Annotated in this window: 16 protein-coding genes; 7 read left to right on the top strand and 9 right to left on the bottom strand. The window is 51.4% G+C overall.

Going from position 1 to position 14,236, the window contains the following annotated elements:
• Positions 1 to 11 precede the first annotated feature (11 nt).
• The 7 genes from serC to ABD843_RS06965 form a co-directional block, all read right to left on the bottom strand.
• Positions 12 to 1,112: a 3-phosphoserine/phosphohydroxythreonine transaminase gene (serC, locus tag ABD843_RS06995; RefSeq protein ID WP_345080604.1), complete on the bottom strand. Its 1,101-nt coding sequence runs from the start codon at positions 1,110 to 1,112 to the stop codon at positions 12 to 14.
• Entirely contained in the window at positions 1,096 to 1,683 is a 588-nt protein-coding gene (locus tag ABD843_RS06990) for a DUF502 domain-containing protein (RefSeq protein WP_345080602.1), read from the bottom strand. The genes serC and ABD843_RS06990 overlap by 17 nt, the downstream gene beginning before the upstream one ends.
• 66 nt (positions 1,684 to 1,749) lie before the next feature.
• Positions 1,750 to 2,484: a hypothetical protein gene (locus tag ABD843_RS06985; protein WP_345080599.1), complete on the bottom strand. Its 735-nt coding sequence runs from the start codon at positions 2,482 to 2,484 to the stop codon at positions 1,750 to 1,752.
• 22 nt (positions 2,485 to 2,506) lie between these two features.
• Complete coding sequence (locus ABD843_RS06980; protein WP_345080596.1) at positions 2,507 to 3,241, bottom strand: RluA family pseudouridine synthase; 735 nt, start codon at positions 3,239 to 3,241, stop codon at positions 2,507 to 2,509.
• Complete coding sequence (gene ybeY, locus ABD843_RS06975) at positions 3,238 to 3,678, bottom strand: rRNA maturation RNase YbeY (protein WP_345080593.1); 441 nt, start codon at positions 3,676 to 3,678, stop codon at positions 3,238 to 3,240. Before ybeY ends, ABD843_RS06980 begins: the two co-directional genes overlap by 4 nt.
• A 64-nt stretch (positions 3,679 to 3,742) precedes the next feature.
• The gene (locus ABD843_RS06970) at positions 3,743 to 4,009 is read right to left on the bottom strand and encodes a type II toxin-antitoxin system RelE family toxin (RefSeq protein WP_345080590.1); all 267 of its coding nucleotides are present in this window, start codon (positions 4,007 to 4,009) and stop codon (positions 3,743 to 3,745) included.
• Complete coding sequence (locus ABD843_RS06965; RefSeq protein WP_345080587.1) at positions 4,009 to 4,206, bottom strand: hypothetical protein; 198 nt, start codon at positions 4,204 to 4,206, stop codon at positions 4,009 to 4,011. The genes ABD843_RS06970 and ABD843_RS06965 overlap by 1 nt, the downstream gene beginning before the upstream one ends.
• 139 nt (positions 4,207 to 4,345) lie before the next feature.
• On the opposite strand from ABD843_RS06965, the gene ABD843_RS06960 reads away from it, so the two are divergent.
• Positions 4,346 to 5,251: a carboxypeptidase-like regulatory domain-containing protein gene (locus tag ABD843_RS06960; RefSeq protein ID WP_345080584.1), complete on the top strand. Its 906-nt coding sequence runs from the start codon at positions 4,346 to 4,348 to the stop codon at positions 5,249 to 5,251.
• A 103-nt stretch (positions 5,252 to 5,354) separates the two neighbouring features.
• On the opposite strand, the gene ABD843_RS06955 is transcribed toward ABD843_RS06960, so the two are convergent.
• Entirely contained in the window at positions 5,355 to 6,017 is a 663-nt protein-coding gene (locus ABD843_RS06955; protein WP_345080580.1) for a putative polyvalent protein kinase domain-containing protein, read from the bottom strand.
• Between the two features lie 81 nt (positions 6,018 to 6,098).
• Between ABD843_RS06955 and ABD843_RS06950 the strand changes: the two genes are divergently transcribed.
• From ABD843_RS06950 to ABD843_RS06935, 4 genes are all read left to right on the top strand, one after another.
• Positions 6,099 to 6,479, top strand: coding sequence for a DUF3574 domain-containing protein (locus ABD843_RS06950; protein ID WP_345080577.1), 381 nt, complete (start codon positions 6,099 to 6,101; stop codon positions 6,477 to 6,479).
• Positions 6,480 to 6,595: 116 nt separating this feature from the next.
• Positions 6,596 to 7,963 carry an FAD-dependent oxidoreductase gene (locus ABD843_RS06945; RefSeq protein ID WP_345080574.1) on the top strand — a complete coding sequence of 456 codons (1,368 nt, stop codon included), beginning with the start codon at positions 6,596 to 6,598 and terminating at the stop codon, positions 7,961 to 7,963.
• Positions 7,963 to 9,681 (top strand): single-stranded-DNA-specific exonuclease RecJ, encoded by a 1,719-nt coding sequence (gene recJ / locus ABD843_RS06940; RefSeq protein WP_345080571.1) that lies wholly within the window; start codon positions 7,963 to 7,965, stop codon positions 9,679 to 9,681. The genes ABD843_RS06945 and recJ overlap by 1 nt, the downstream gene beginning before the upstream one ends.
• A 32-nt stretch (positions 9,682 to 9,713) precedes the next feature.
• Positions 9,714 to 10,016, top strand: coding sequence for a nucleotidyltransferase family protein (locus ABD843_RS06935; protein ID WP_345080568.1), 303 nt, complete (start codon positions 9,714 to 9,716; stop codon positions 10,014 to 10,016).
• A 173-nt stretch (positions 10,017 to 10,189) separates the two neighbouring features.
• On the opposite strand, the gene ABD843_RS06930 is transcribed toward ABD843_RS06935, so the two are convergent.
• Positions 10,190 to 11,167 (bottom strand): hypothetical protein, encoded by a 978-nt coding sequence (locus ABD843_RS06930; protein WP_345080565.1) that lies wholly within the window; start codon positions 11,165 to 11,167, stop codon positions 10,190 to 10,192.
• 416 nt (positions 11,168 to 11,583) lie between these two features.
• Here ABD843_RS06930 and ABD843_RS06925 point away from each other — a divergent pair, with 416 nt between their 5' ends.
• Positions 11,584 to 13,497 (top strand): tetratricopeptide repeat protein, encoded by a 1,914-nt coding sequence (locus ABD843_RS06925; RefSeq protein ID WP_345080562.1) that lies wholly within the window; start codon positions 11,584 to 11,586, stop codon positions 13,495 to 13,497.
• 83 nt (positions 13,498 to 13,580) lie between these two features.
• Positions 13,581 to 14,195, top strand: a complete 615-nt coding sequence (locus ABD843_RS06920) for a hypothetical protein (RefSeq protein ID WP_345080559.1) — start codon at positions 13,581 to 13,583, stop codon at positions 14,193 to 14,195.
• Positions 14,196 to 14,236: the final 41 nt, after the last annotated feature.

Below are 14,236 nucleotides of genomic sequence, written 5' to 3'. Positions count from 1 at the left end.
ATGCATACTATTTACCTCCCTCTCCGAAGGAGAGGGCTGGGGGAGAGGTCCTCGAACTCGCGCATCACATCTACCAGTGCCGCCACATCTGCCAGCGATACCGCATTGTACATAGACACCCTGAAGCCGCCTGTGTACCTGTGCCCCTTTATGCCTATGATGTTGTGCCGCGCACACATATCCAGGAAGGGCTGCTCGTGTGCCATATCATTGGTGGTAAAGCATACGTTCATTTGGCTGCGGTGTGCCTTTTCGCTCACCCTCGGCACGAATATCCTGCTCTTGTCCAATTGTCCGTATAGTAGTTCGGCCTTGGCCGTGTTCTCCTTTTCTATGGCTGCTATACCGCGTTGTTTTGTCCAGCGCAGCATCAGCAGAGCCGTATATATACCCGGCACATTGGCCGTATTCACCACAGAGCGTTCCGCTGCCTGTGCCTTATAGCTGAGCATGGGCGGCAGTGGCCGCGCGGCTTTCCGCAGCATATCCTTATGCACCACGGCCAGCGCCACACCGGGCACACCCAGGTTCTTCTGCGCAGCCGCATAGAACATGGCATACCTGCTATGGTCGTGCCTGCGGCTCAGTATATCGCTGCTCATATCGGCTATCAGCGGCTTGCTGCATGCAGGTATATCATGCCATTGTGTGCCGTATATGGTATTGTTGGTGGTGAGGTGCAGGTAGGCGGCTTTTGCTGGCAGCCTTGCAGGCCACTGGGGCAAATGCGCATAACCACTCTCCCGCGATGATGCCACTATCTTCGTGTCGCCATAGTAGGCCGCATACTGCATGGCCTCGTGTGCCCACTGCCCGCTATCTATATAGGCAGCCACTTTTCCCTCAGGCAAAAAATTCATTGGTATCATGCAGAACTGCAGCCTGCCACCGCCATGCAGCCATATCACCTCGTATTCGGGGCCTATGCCGCATAGCTCGTGTACCAGGGCATTGCATTCCTCCAGTATCTCGCCAAATGCGCTGCCCCTGTGCTGCAGCTCCAGCACGCTTGTGCCTGTCTTGCCATACTGCAGTGTGGCCTTTGCCAGCTCTTGCAGTACGGGTTCCGGCAGTGTGGCCGGCCCTGCATTGAAGTTAATTTTTCTTTTCATGCTCGGCCTCTTCTACTGTGGTGATACCGCCGCTCACCGCAAATTTCATTGCCTCGCCTGCGGTCATGTCCTCTACCGTCTTTACATTGCTGCCATCCACCAGTATCACCCAGCCAGATATGGCATAGGCGTGTGGCATGTACACGGCCACCTTGCCCTTCATGCCCAGCGGCTCCATATCGTCCTGCGTCAGAAAGCCTATGCGCCATATCTCGGGGCTCATGTTCACGCGTACCCATACCGGGCGGTTGAAGCGTTTCTTGTCGCCCACGAAAGAGCTCACCACATCGCGTATGGATGAGTATATATACTTAATGCCCGGCGTATGCGTCATCACATAAGAGAACGAATCGAACAGCCACCGCCCCACAAAGAAGCGTGTGCCCAGGTAGCCTATCACCGTCACTGTGACTATGATGATGAGAAAGCCCCAGCCCCTGGGCATAGAGGGTACCAGCCCATCTACGCTGTTGAATATGGTGTACAGCAAATAACCGGTAAGGACAATAGGACTAAGCAGGATAAGGCCCTGCAGGAACGAACGTAAGAGAACGGAAGCTATGCGCCGCATGGCGCAAAGGTACATAAAAGCGCAATGTATGGTCGCAGGTCAGTACACCCACCTGTTATAGTTGTGTCAAGGTTTGTACCAATGGTATTTCCATGGTGTCGCGGGCGAGAACAGTACGGGGTCATATTCCTTGCCGGCCACTATATTCCGGTAGTATTCCCTTTGTTGCAGCTTGCCGTTTATGTAAAAGGTCACCTCGGTCTCGCACCAGCCCTTGCCTATCTTCTTATGGTCCTCAAAAACGCCCTCCTCCTTTTCCTTGCCGCTATATTTCACGAATTTCACCACCCTCATCCGCTTCTTGTCTATCCATATCTGGTTGCCTTTCTCTTGTGCGTTCGCAGTGCCCACCACATATACGGCCTTGCCATTGTGCTCTGCCTCGTAGCCCTTGCGCACATCATAGCCCATCACGGCATAGCGGCTTACCACTTCGTCATAAGAACCGGCAAAGTACATGCCGCCCAGCATAAAGAGCAGATCGTTCGTATCTACCCGGCCGCGCACCAGTCTGTGCGTTCTGAAGATGTAGGCCGAATCGTTGCGGTATATCACGCAATTGCCACTATCAGGCACGCCCAGGTCAATACGGAACATGCGCGGGTACACTATCGTCTCGTACCAGGTAGACGTACTGATAAGGCTGTCGTTCCTGTACCTTTTCGTTTCCTGCACAAATCGCAGCGAGCTGTGCCATTTGCCATGGTAGCGGTCATACATCTTCTTCATGGCAGGGTCGCCCTCGCCAGCCCATGCGGTACATGCTATCAGCAGCAGCACGCTTGTGAATATGTTTCTCATTTTTCTTACAGGGTTTATCGGGTTACATCTTATCAGCAGGTGGGCACCATTTGTTCAGCTGCTTCACGCAGGCTGCTATATCCTTGGGCAGCTCGGCCTCGGCCACTATATGCGTGCCATCTTCTTTCTGAAATTCCAGCTTGTATGCATGCAGCGCCAGCCTGCTCAGTAGCGGCCTCTCGGCCTCTTCCTTGTCCGACAGGCGGTATTTGCGCTTTATCTCCGACAGCATAAAGGGTTTGCCATCGCCATACAGGTCGTCGCACACCAGCGGGTGGCCTATAGACCGCATATGCACGCGTATCTGGTGCGTGCGCCCGGTATGTATCTGGAATTGCATGAGGGCATACAGCGGCCACTGCTCTGCCACCCTGTAGTCGGTCACGGCCAGCTTGCCCTTGCGGGCCACCATCATGGTGCCATTGTTGGCGGGGTGCTCGGCAAGGTAGTTCTCTATACGGCCCTGCTCAGGCACCACTACGCCCTTCACCAGGCCGGCATAATACTTGTTCACATCGCGCTCCTGGAAGAGTATGGACAAATAACGGTGCGACTGCTCGTGCTTCGCAAAACATATCACGCCGCTCGTCTCCCTGTCCAGGCGGTGTACCACCCACATCTTCATACCCACCTGTTTTTCCAGTGCCTTGTTCAGCGATGGCAGCGCGTTATTGAAACGGTCAGGCACCACCAGCATACCGGCAGGCTTGCTGGCCACCAGCAGGTCATCATCCTCGTATAGTATCTCTATGTTCATTTGTCTGTCTCTTTCTTATAGGCCGCCAGGCATTCGTCCTCTTTCTGGCGCATCACTTTTTTGTCTGCCTCTTTTTTGTCCTTGAAACCGCACAGGTGCAACGCCCCATGAAATATCACCCTGTGCAGCTCATCGGCCACAGGCACTTTATATTTCGCAGCATTATCGGCTATCCTGTCGGTGCTTATGTATATCTCGCCTATTATCTTGTTATCCTCCTCGCTCAGGTCGAAGGTGATGATATCGGTAAAGGTATCATGGTCCAGGAATTGCCGGTTCATCTGCAGCAGGTGTTCATCACTGCAGAAGATATAGGTAAGCTGTGCCTTTTTTACATCGGGCCTGTAGCGTGCCACCACAGCATCGAGGAAGGCAGACAGCTTTCGCTTGTCCTTCAATCCCGATCGTACATCCTGTTCGTAGAATTTTGCAGGCATTTTTTTAGCTATATCGCCCGCAAAGGTCGCATTAATGTGGGAATGTGCAATGAATAGTGCCAGGTCAGGGAAATATCTTGTATATCTCTTTCCTGTTGGCAATAGTGATGAAAAGTACCGTGTCCTTCTTTATTTCAAGACCTATGCGGAAGTCCCCTACCCGTATTCGGTAGTACGTCTTGAACCCTTCCATCTTTTTTATGCTGTGTATTTGCTGAATACCTTCGGCACTTTCTACGTTGAGAATTACCTTCTTTATCTTTTCCAGCAGTGTCTTGTCATCTATTTTTATAAGTCGCTTATGAAAGCTCTGGTCGAAAATTACTTTCATTAGCGTTCAAGATGTTTGAATATCTCTTTTCTGTCAACTGTCTTCCCCGTTTTTTCTTTTTTCATCAGTTTGCCCAGTTGCATATCCTCTATCTGCGATGGCGATAGTCGGCTTACTCGCTCCCCCAATTGCTCGGCGAGGGCAGCAAGCAGTTTTAAATTCCTGGCATTCTCACTGTTTATGACGATGGCCCCCATAATTCTCTTTTTACAAAAATACGAAAACGAACGCCGATTGTTTACGACCCCCCCACAAAACCGCTTGTTCCCCCCACTTACGTTAAAAAACCACCCGCACCTTGGGCGGGCAGCTTATTGGGCCTATTTTTGACCCGTCATGAGGTCTCTGCTGTTACTGCTTTCCATTGTTATCGCGTGCACATGCGCCGCGCAAACGCGCGCCTTCCGTGGCCGCGTGGTGGACGATAAGCACAACGGCATTCCCTTTGCCGTCATAGAGGCCCGCGAGCGGCATGAGGGCGTATATACCGATGCCAATGGCTATTTCGCGTTCAGTGGCGATACCGCCATCATCCGCACCCTTGCCGTTTTCTGTATGGGCTACGAAGAGCAGGTACTGCATACCGCCACCCTCCCGGCAGACTCCCTCACCATACAGCTTCGCCCCAAGGCCACCACCCTGCGGGCCGTGCAGGTAAAGCCCCGCGAGGGCAAGGTGCGCAACGGTATCCTGGGCAGAAGCAAACGAAAATTATCGAAGGACGGCGACCTCTTCCGTAAGTACGGTGCCGAGACCGCCATACTCCTCACCGCCGATACCGGCCAGTACGATGCCACCCTGCGGGATGTATATGTATACATCACCGGTGAGGGCGCTCCCACCAGCTACTTCAGGGTACATGTATACGAATACGACTCCCTGCCCGGCCGCGAGGTCACCGATAGCAATGTTGTGGTCCATGCCCGCAAAGGCAATTCATGGGTACGGGTAGACCTGCGCAGCAAGTACATACCCGTAGGCAAAGGCCTTTTTGTATCGGTAGAGTGGGTATCCGGCTTCGGCAATACCATGAGCGCACTGGCCTCAGAGCAGCATGCCGAAGTAGTGGGCTTCAATGGGCAGGTAGTAGGCATCACCGCCGACTATGGCAAACCCTCCTGCACCTACAGCCGCGCCCCCTTCAGCGACCAATGGGAGTATTATGATGACCCCGCCGCACAGCGCAAAGGCGGCTACTTCCTCAATCCTATGATATACTGTACCTATACATATATCAAATGATGCGGTAGTCAGTAGGCCATCCACTGATCAGCGCATTAGTGCAAATAATTTCGGTGATAATTTTCATACACATATCCCGCATACACATATCCCGGTGCAAGGGTCATTGGGCTGGCCGCAAAGGAGCAACTGTATAAAAAACCGAGTCTATAAAGAATAGCATGTCCGAGTTCACTAACACATTTTCATCATGCATGTCTTCAAGTATTAGCCCAAGATCGTCATTTGCATAGTCGTTCCTGCGTACATGACCGAATCCATTGAACTCCAGGAAACTTCTGATATCATTTATGTCTGCCTGTGCAGTGGCAGCAATATATATTTGCTCCAAGGCCGCATATAGAATGCCTTCCTCTTTTATGAAACCCAACAGGCGATACTGTGTATTTGTAAAAATGAGGTTGTGTAGAAGTATGCTATTCAGAAACTCGAGCCATGTTGCATAATATACTGCGTCATTTAGCTTTATAACATGCCTGTTGTCATCCGAAAGGTAGACCCTGGCCTCGCCGCCGCGCGTCAGGTATCTGTTGGCATTGGGAACATTCTCAAACCAGCACCGGTGTTCGGTACAATAGGCTTCTATAAGGTCTGCCTGTTCTTTTTTAACGAGGATGTTACTTTCGAAACCTGTTTTAACCACTCTACTTGTTGCAAAGCGGCTGCATAGTTCGTTTCTGATTGCTGCGCAATGACCTTCGCACCCATTAAGGATAATTCCTGAAACGATATTTTCAATTTTCTTTCTGGTATCATTCGGCAGCATTTATATGCAAAAATAAGAAAATGTCGATACTTTCGGCCTATGCGCTACTGCACATACATCTATGTCAAATAATTCGCTGCCATGAGATATTTTTTGCTGCTCGTTGCCATATGCTTTTACACAGGCCTGGCCGCGCAGGACACCACCTATACGCGGGTAGAGCTTTTCTTTGGCCTCAGCGATCATGGTAAAAAAATACCGGGGCGCAAATGGAGTGCCTTTGTCAATGAGTACATCACTCCCGCCTTTCCCGATGGGCTTACCATTACTAATGCATATGGCCAGTGGCGCGAAAAAGATGGCGCTATCACCCGTGAGCGGTCAAGGGTGGTCACCATCATATGCAAAAAAGATGCTGCCGCTACCGATCGTATCGATCATATAAGAAAAGCATACTGCGAACGTTTCCACCAGTCCTCTGTGCTGGAAGTAGATAGCCGTCCCTCCCTTATCTCGTTCTGAGCTTTGTCACTTCCGCCTCATTTTACACGCTACGGCCACCTATTTACTCACATACCTGACCAAACTCACTTACTTTTTGGCCATAACAGGCTATTTTTACACACTTCGCTTTATTTATGTCTCGCAATGTAACTATACTCGGCGCAGGCCTGGTAGGCTCGCTACTGGCTATCATACTCCGCAAAAGGGGCCATGACGTAACCCTGTATGAGCGCCGCCCCGATATGCGGGCCGCCCATATGAGCGCGGGCAAGTCCATAAACCTGGCCATGAGCGCACGCGGCTGGAAGGCCCTGGACCTTGCCGGCCTCCGTGCCGAGATGGAGCCCATAGCCATACCCATGTATGGCCGGTACCTGCACCAGCCCGATGGCCAGACGGCATTTCAGCCATACAGCAAGAACAACGAGGCCATATACTCCGTGAGCCGGGGCGAGCTCAATAAAAAGCTCATGACCCTTGCCGAGGAGAATGGCGTGAACATACATTTTGAGCACCGCTGCACCCAGGTAGATGTGCCCAACAATGCCCTGCGCCTCGCGCACAATGGCGAGGAGCATGTTGTCACCACCGATCTGCTCTTTGGCGCCGATGGTGCATTCTCGGCCCTTCGTGCCAGCTACACCCATATGGATAGGGTGAACAGCTCGCAGCACTACCTGGAGTACGGCTATAAAGAACTGGCCATACTGCCCGGCGCCAATGGCGAATGGCTCATGGAAAAGAACGCCCTGCACATATGGCCGCGTGGCAAGTACATGATGATAGCCCTGCCCAATACCGATGGCACCTTTACCTGTACCATGTTCATGCCGTTCGAGGGGGAAGTATCTTTCAGCAAGCTGCAGACCGAGGCCGATGTACACAAGCTCTTTGACGAGCAGTTCGCCGATGCCAAGGCTCTCATGCCCACCCTCATCCACGATTTCTTTGCCAATCCTACATCTTCCCTCATTACTACGCATATATTCCCATGGCATTACAAGGACCGCAGCGCCCTCATAGGCGATGCTGCCCACGCCATAGTACCGTTCTACGGCCAGGGTATGAATGCGGGTTTCGAGGATTGTACAGTTCTGTCGGGCCTTATGGACAGGCATGGCGATGACTGGGCCACTATACTGCCCGCATACGAGCGCCTGCGCAAGCCCAATGGCGATGCCGTGGCATCCCTCGCCCTCACCAACTTTGTAGAGATGCGCGACAAAGTGGCCGACCCCCGCTTCCTGCAGCGCAAGAAGATAGAGAAAGAGCTGGGTACACGCTACCCACACCAATTCATATCCGTTTACGAAATGGTATCGTTCAGCCATATACCCTACAGCACTGCCATACAGTGCATACAGGCGCAAGACCGCCTGCTGGAGCAGGTAATGGCCGAGGGAGACTTTTTTGACAACATAGCACACGATAGTTTCTGCGACAGGATCGGTCATTGGGTGGCCGACTATCACAAGGCGGTGCAGCAACTGGATTTCGGATAATGGGTACAGAGAAGAGGTGGACGATAAAGCCTGCTGATGAGCAAGTGGTGAGCAGGCTCTACAACGAGCTGCAGGTACAACCGGCCATATGCCGGCTGCTCGCCGTGCGTGGCATCACCGATTTCGAAAGCGCCCGTCTCTTCTTCCGCCCCGAGCTCTCCCACCTGCACGATCCCTTCCTGATGAAGGGCATGAAAAAAGCCGTAGACCGCATAGCCGAGGCCATAGACTGGCACGAGCGCATAATGGTATATGGCGACTACGATGTGGATGGCACTACTGCAGTATCGGTGGTGTACAGTTTCCTCAAAGAGTTGTATAAGGGCGAGGTCTCCTACTACATACCTCACCGCTACCGCGAGGGTTATGGCATATCGCGCCAGGGTATAGACCATGCCCATAGCAATGGCTACACCCTCATGATCACCCTCGACTGTGGTATCAAGTCTACCGAGATGATAGACTATGCCCGGTCGCTGGGTATAGATGTCATTGTCTGCGATCACCACCTGCCCGATGCTCACCTGCCACCGGCCTACGCTATACTGAACCCCAAGCAGGCCGACTGTACCTACCCCTACAAAGAGCTCAGCGGCTGCGGTATAGGGTTCAAACTCATATCGGCGCTGGCTACGAGGTTCGGGCGACCTATGGAACAGGTATATCACTACCTCGATCTTGTGGCCACCAGCATAGCTGCCGATATAGTGCCCATAGATGGCGAGAACCGCATACTGGCCTTCTATGGCATGAAGCAGATCAACGAGTCGCCCTGCCAGGCCATTGCCGTGCTCAAAGAGCTGGGCGGGGTACAGCGCGCACTCACCATATCCGATCTCGTCTTCGTCATAGGCCCCCGTGTCAATGCCGCCGGCCGTATGGACGATGCAAAGAAGGCCGTCGAGTTCTTCACCGAGACCGACCACGATAAGATAATAGAACTTGCGGCCATTCTGCATTCCGACAACGATGACCGCAGGGAGATAGACAAGAACATTACAGAAGAGGCGCTATCCATCCTCAACGATGATGATACTGCTGCCGCCCGGCACTCCACCGTCCTCTATCGCCCGCACTGGCACAAGGGTGTGGTAGGTATAGTAGCTTCCCGCCTTATCGATCATTATTACCGCCCCACCATAGTGCTCACCAGCGCCAATGGCAAGGCCACAGGCTCTGCCCGCTCGGTATCGGGCTTCAACATTTACGAGGCCATACATGAATGCCGCGACCTGCTGGATAACTATGGCGGCCATTTCTTTGCCGCCGGTATGACCATGCCCGAAGAGCGCGTGAACGAATTCATAGACCGTTTCGAGGCCACCGTTGCCGCCACCATCACACAGGAGCAGCGTGTGCCCGAGATAGAGATAGATGCCGAGATACCCCTCACCCTCGTAAAGCAGACCTTCTACAACCTCATTCGCCAGTTCGAGCCCTTTGGGCCCTTCAACATGAAGCCCGTGTTCCTCACGCGCGGCCTCTACGATCACCAGGGTTCATCACAGCTTATCCGCGATGCACACATACGCATAGTGGCCCACCAGCACAATGGCCCCATCATAGAGGGCATAGGCTTTGGCATAGGCGACCGCTTTCCACATGTGAAGAACGGCCCCTTCGATATGCTCTACAACATAGAAGAGAACGAATACAACGGCACCACCCGCCTACAGGTAAAGGTGGTGGACATACGGCCTACGCCGTTGATGCAGTAGGCGGCAAACTATTTTTCGTTAATTTTAGGGCAATGGACAAGGTAATAGAACAGCATTTGCCTGCGATAAAACAACTCATGCTCAGGTATGGGGTGGAAAGGGCCTATCTGTTCGGTAGCGCTGCAAAAGGCACCATGACCGCAGACAGCGATGTAGACCTTATCATCAGGTTTCCCGATAGTATGCATTATACTACATACTCCGACAATTATTTTGCCCTTGCCGACGACCTTGAAACACTGCTGAAAAGGCCTGTCGACCTTGTTACCGAAAAGACCATCCGTAACCCATACCTGCGAGAGGTCATAGATCGTTCCAAAATGCAGGTCATATGAGTTCTGAAGAGAAAAAACTGCTGAAGGATATTGAAGGTGCCAAGCGTTCTATCCGCACTTGTTAAAATAAAAAAGCCCCTATTGGGGCTAAGTTTTTCGAAGTTAATAATTGGTTTCGACTATCCGTTTCCTCCAATTAAGCTGTTTTTCATGTTAGTCCAATTTTAAGTGAGTCATTTCTTTCGTATATTAATATAGTAGCCCTGTTCTGGGTATATTAATCCATCGTACACAAACCGTGCCGAATTAGCTGTAATGTTTTCATCAGAATTATATTTGGCTAAAGTACCGCATTTTTTAAACTCAATAGTAAGCTTATCTTTTGGATAATGCAAATTCACAGTTAACCCTTTAAGAATTTTATTACTCTGAAAGAATAATATGTTATCGTTGTATATGTTATAGCTTACCTCTTCTTCCCGTTTTATATCATACTCTTGCTCTCCAAAAAGCTCCACTGAAAATTCCTTTCCAAAGTTACCATCCTTGGCAACAAAATCTTCTTTTTGTCGTAGAGCTGTTTCCAATTTTATTTGTCCATTAACATACACCTTAGTTGCGAAAGTGGCTGCCCCGATATATGCAGCGGGAATAGATATTCCAAATGTGTAAAAATGTTCACAATTTGAATGTTCCGGAATAGCTTTTAATTTAAATTTCCGTTTTAAACGACATTCCCCTGTTAACTCATTATCTAAAAGTATTTCAATAGTGTGTTCCGTCCCTTCATAATACATTATGGAATTTGTTGGCAAATAAAACTTTCTTATGTCTTCTAAAAGTCGATGGCTGATATCGGGAAATTTATCTTCAAATAGAACTCTTGAGACTTTTGCCCAATAGTCCGATAAGTCTTTCCGATTTGCTAAGTACTGTGTTGTAGAAATCACTTTTATAAGTTCCTCTTTAAATACATTAGTGTACTGAAAAGACTTCATCATAAATGTGAAAATGCCAGCACCCAGTCCTAATTCTCCTAATTTAATAACTAAATCATTTATTCTAGTTGATTTAATCCAGTGTAAATTACCAAGAACAAGAAAAACAAATCCAATAATCAACACTATATATGGAAACCCAGATGCAAAGAAGTGTTGAAATTCTTTCCATCGCATTATCCACCAAACTTTCCAGCTAGATTTCTTAGTCATTATCGAGTACAAATATAACATATTTTTAAAAGAAAACATTGTAAAAGAATATTTTTCTTGTCTTTAAAGATGCGTGACAATACTTAAATCCTGACCATACCTAATGATGAGGCAACGGATTCGGTACGCAAGCTAAAGAAGCCCCATCACCACAGTAAAGTTCGGAAGGATGTTATTGCGAAGACCAAAAGATATACATGATGTGTAGCGCAACGTACTATGATATGCAGACGAATGTACATCATGTTACATCCTATTCCTTTCCCCCACTCGTCCTCGTTTCCAAACGAGGATGCACCGGCCCGGCGTTTACAACGCCCTCAGTATTCCCCACATTGCCCTACATTCTCTAATTTTGAACACTTATGTCGGCCCGGTCGTTGAGAAAGGCGTTGTTGGTACTTGCATTGTTCGCTATGACATTGCCTGCCTTCTTTTGCACATCGCCGGGTAGCAATGGGCAGGGCACAGCAGAAGACGAGCACCCCACATCGGCCTGGCTGAATGTCTACGATACCTCTGCCCGCTATGTGGGCATGGATGTGTGCCGGGGCTGCCACCCGGGCGTGTACGAGACCTTTATGCAGACGGGTATGGGGCAGTCGTTCGGGCTGGCTACGCGAGAAAAGTCGGCGGCCGACTTTGCGCCCGCACATGCCATAGTGTATGATACCGCGCTGGACTATTACTACAAGCCCTACTGGAGGGGTGATACCTTTTACATAATGGAATACCGCCTGCAGGGCAGGGACACGGTACACAAGCTGGTGCAGCGGGTAGACCATGTGGTGGGATCGGGGCAGCATACCAACTCGCACATCTTTGATGTGAACGGCTACCTGTACCAGGCGCCCATCACCTTCTACACACAAAAGCATAAGTGGGACATGGCGCCGGGCTTTGAGAAGGGCGCCAGCAGCCGCTTTCGCCGCATGATACAGCTAGAGTGCATGACGTGCCACAATGCGCTGCCGGGTTTTGTAGCGGGCAGCGAGAACAAGTATACGCAGGTGATGCACGGCATAGACTGCGAGCGCTGCCACGGACCGGGCAGCCTGCATGTAGCGGCGCGGCAGAGCAGCCCGCCGGTAGATACATCGAAAACGCCCGACCATACCATAGTGAACCCCCGCAGGCTGAGCACAGAGCTGCAGAACAATGTGTGCCAGCGCTGCCACCTGCAGGGCATAGCCGTGCTGAACGATGGCAAGACCTTCTTCGACTTCAGGCCGGGTATGCGGCTGTCGGAGGTGATGAACGTGTTCATGCCTGAGTATGAGGGGGCGCAGGACAAGATGATAATGGCATCGCATGTGGAAAGGATGAAAAAGAGCGACTGCTATGTCTCGTCGGGGAAGATGAGCTGCATCACCTGTCACAAGCCGCATGTGAGCGTGAAATTCACCCCGAGGACGCAATACCTGGCGGCCTGCCAGGGATGCCATACCGGCAGTGGCAAAGCAGAATGTAAGGAGACCATGCAGGCACGCATGGCAAAGAAGGACGACTGCGTGACCTGCCATATGCCCCGAAACGGCAGCATAGACATACCCCATGTGGCCGTGACCGACCACTACATACGCAGCAGGCCCGTACCGGCAGAGGAGGCAAAGAAGATAACGGCCTTCCTGGGCATGAAGTGCTATAATAATGATAAACCGGATGCCATAACGGTGGCAAGGGGCTACATGGAGTTCTACGAGCGGTATGCGCCATCGCGCGGGCTGCTGGACTCGGCACTGAAGTACCTGGGCATGCAGCCCACAGAGGAAGCAGGAAAAAAACAGAACCGCGACCTGATACGCGCCTACTACCTGCTGGAGGATCATGCAAAGGTGACCGGGTATGCCGCAGCCATGCAGCCGGCGGCTATAGCCGATGCGTGGACGGCATACAGGATAGGCGAGTCCTACTTTCAGGTAGGAGCGGCAGACAAGGCCCTGCCATGGTACAAGCGCGCCACAGAGATATGGCCGCATGCGCTGGACTTCAACAACAAATATGGCACCTGCCTGCTGGCGCTGAACAGGCTGCAGGAGGCGCAGCAGGTATTCGGCTTTGTACTGAAAGAGGCACCGGGGCATGTGAGCGCCAATACCAATATGGGCTACATATACATGCAGCAGGGCAATGGCACTATGGCATATGAGTACCTGATGCGTGCCAATGCCAATGACCCCGACCATGAACAGAACCTGCTGAACCTGGCCGTGTGGCACTATACCAATAACCAGTATGACAAGGCCCGGACCCGGGTAGAGCACCTGCTGCAGAAGCACCCCGGCAATGAGCGCGCACGCGCCATGCTGCTGGACCTGAGCAATATGTAATGGCCCGGCCAACGGGCATTAGCGTACATAACTGTGTGGTGGACCGGAATATTATATATATTTGGGTGAGAAAACCGTACCTTATGAAAAGACAGGTCCTGCTTGTGGTGGCGCTTCTGGCCTTTGCCTGTGCAAAAGCGCAGGACGACCATGTGGTCACCGACCCCAACTATCGCATAAAGAAACAGGCACGCTGCCCGAAGCTGCTGGTAGACCTGAGCACGGGCATCAACAACAATGGCGGGCTGCTGGGCGCAGGGCTTGATTACCACTTCATAAGCGATGTGTCGGTGCATGGGGGTATAGGGCTGCTGTCTACCTGGGGTACAAAATTCTATGGTGGTATAAAATGCCACCTGAGACCATGCCATACCGGCTGGGCCTTTGGCGGCGGCTATAGCTACAGCACAGGTATACCTGAGTATTCGGCGAGGTTCCAGACGGTGAATGGTACGGACGAGGTGGTGACACTGAGGTACCTGCCACAGAGCAATGTTTTTGCCGCAGGCTACCGCAGCTGGTATGTAGGGCACAACCGTAACCGTATAACCCTGCAACTGGGATATTCGATATCGATGACATCGAGGAAATATGAACAACTATCGGGAACTCAGCTTTCTAAGCTGGGCTCGTCGGTAGCCAAGTTCGGCTCGCCGGGCGGCTTCATAGCGGCCTTCATCTTCTCGCTGGGAACGTAGATAGTACGAAGTACAGGAGGAACACAAATAAAATAACTTAC

It is taken from the genome of Nemorincola caseinilytica (assembly GCF_039540515.1).
GTDB lineage: Bacteria > Bacteroidota > Bacteroidia > Chitinophagales > Chitinophagaceae > Nemorincola > Nemorincola caseinilytica.
Note: the sequence above shows the minus strand (reverse complement) of the source record. Positions and strands in the feature narration are given on the sequence as shown.

Coding starts and splice junctions, on each gene's coding strand:
- serC (WP_345080604.1), bottom strand. CDS start 1,112: ATGAAAAGAAAAATTAACTTCAATGCAGGGCCGGCCACACTGCCGGAA.
- ABD843_RS06990 (WP_345080602.1), bottom strand. CDS start 1,683: ATGCGGCGCATAGCTTCCGTTCTCTTACGTTCGTTCCTGCAGGGCCTT.
- ABD843_RS06965 (WP_345080587.1), bottom strand. CDS start 4,206: ATGGGGGCCATCGTCATAAACAGTGAGAATGCCAGGAATTTAAAACTG.
- ABD843_RS06945 (WP_345080574.1), top strand. CDS start 6,596: ATGTCTCGCAATGTAACTATACTCGGCGCAGGCCTGGTAGGCTCGCTA.
- ABD843_RS06930 (WP_345080565.1), bottom strand. CDS start 11,167: ATGACTAAGAAATCTAGCTGGAAAGTTTGGTGGATAATGCGATGGAAA.
- ABD843_RS06970 (WP_345080590.1), bottom strand. CDS start 4,009: ATGAAAGTAATTTTCGACCAGAGCTTTCATAAGCGACTTATAAAAATA.
- ABD843_RS06960 (WP_345080584.1), top strand. CDS start 4,346: ATGAGGTCTCTGCTGTTACTGCTTTCCATTGTTATCGCGTGCACATGC.
- recJ (WP_345080571.1), top strand. CDS start 7,963: ATGGGTACAGAGAAGAGGTGGACGATAAAGCCTGCTGATGAGCAAGTG.
- ybeY (WP_345080593.1), bottom strand. CDS start 3,678: ATGCCTGCAAAATTCTACGAACAGGATGTACGATCGGGATTGAAGGAC.
- ABD843_RS06950 (WP_345080577.1), top strand. CDS start 6,099: ATGAGATATTTTTTGCTGCTCGTTGCCATATGCTTTTACACAGGCCTG.
- ABD843_RS06925 (WP_345080562.1), top strand. CDS start 11,584: ATGACATTGCCTGCCTTCTTTTGCACATCGCCGGGTAGCAATGGGCAG.
- ABD843_RS06935 (WP_345080568.1), top strand. CDS start 9,714: ATGGACAAGGTAATAGAACAGCATTTGCCTGCGATAAAACAACTCATG.
- ABD843_RS06955 (WP_345080580.1), bottom strand. CDS start 6,017: ATGCTGCCGAATGATACCAGAAAGAAAATTGAAAATATCGTTTCAGGA.
- ABD843_RS06980 (WP_345080596.1), bottom strand. CDS start 3,241: ATGAACATAGAGATACTATACGAGGATGATGACCTGCTGGTGGCCAGC.
- ABD843_RS06985 (WP_345080599.1), bottom strand. CDS start 2,484: ATGAGAAACATATTCACAAGCGTGCTGCTGCTGATAGCATGTACCGCA.
- ABD843_RS06920 (WP_345080559.1), top strand. CDS start 13,581: ATGAAAAGACAGGTCCTGCTTGTGGTGGCGCTTCTGGCCTTTGCCTGT.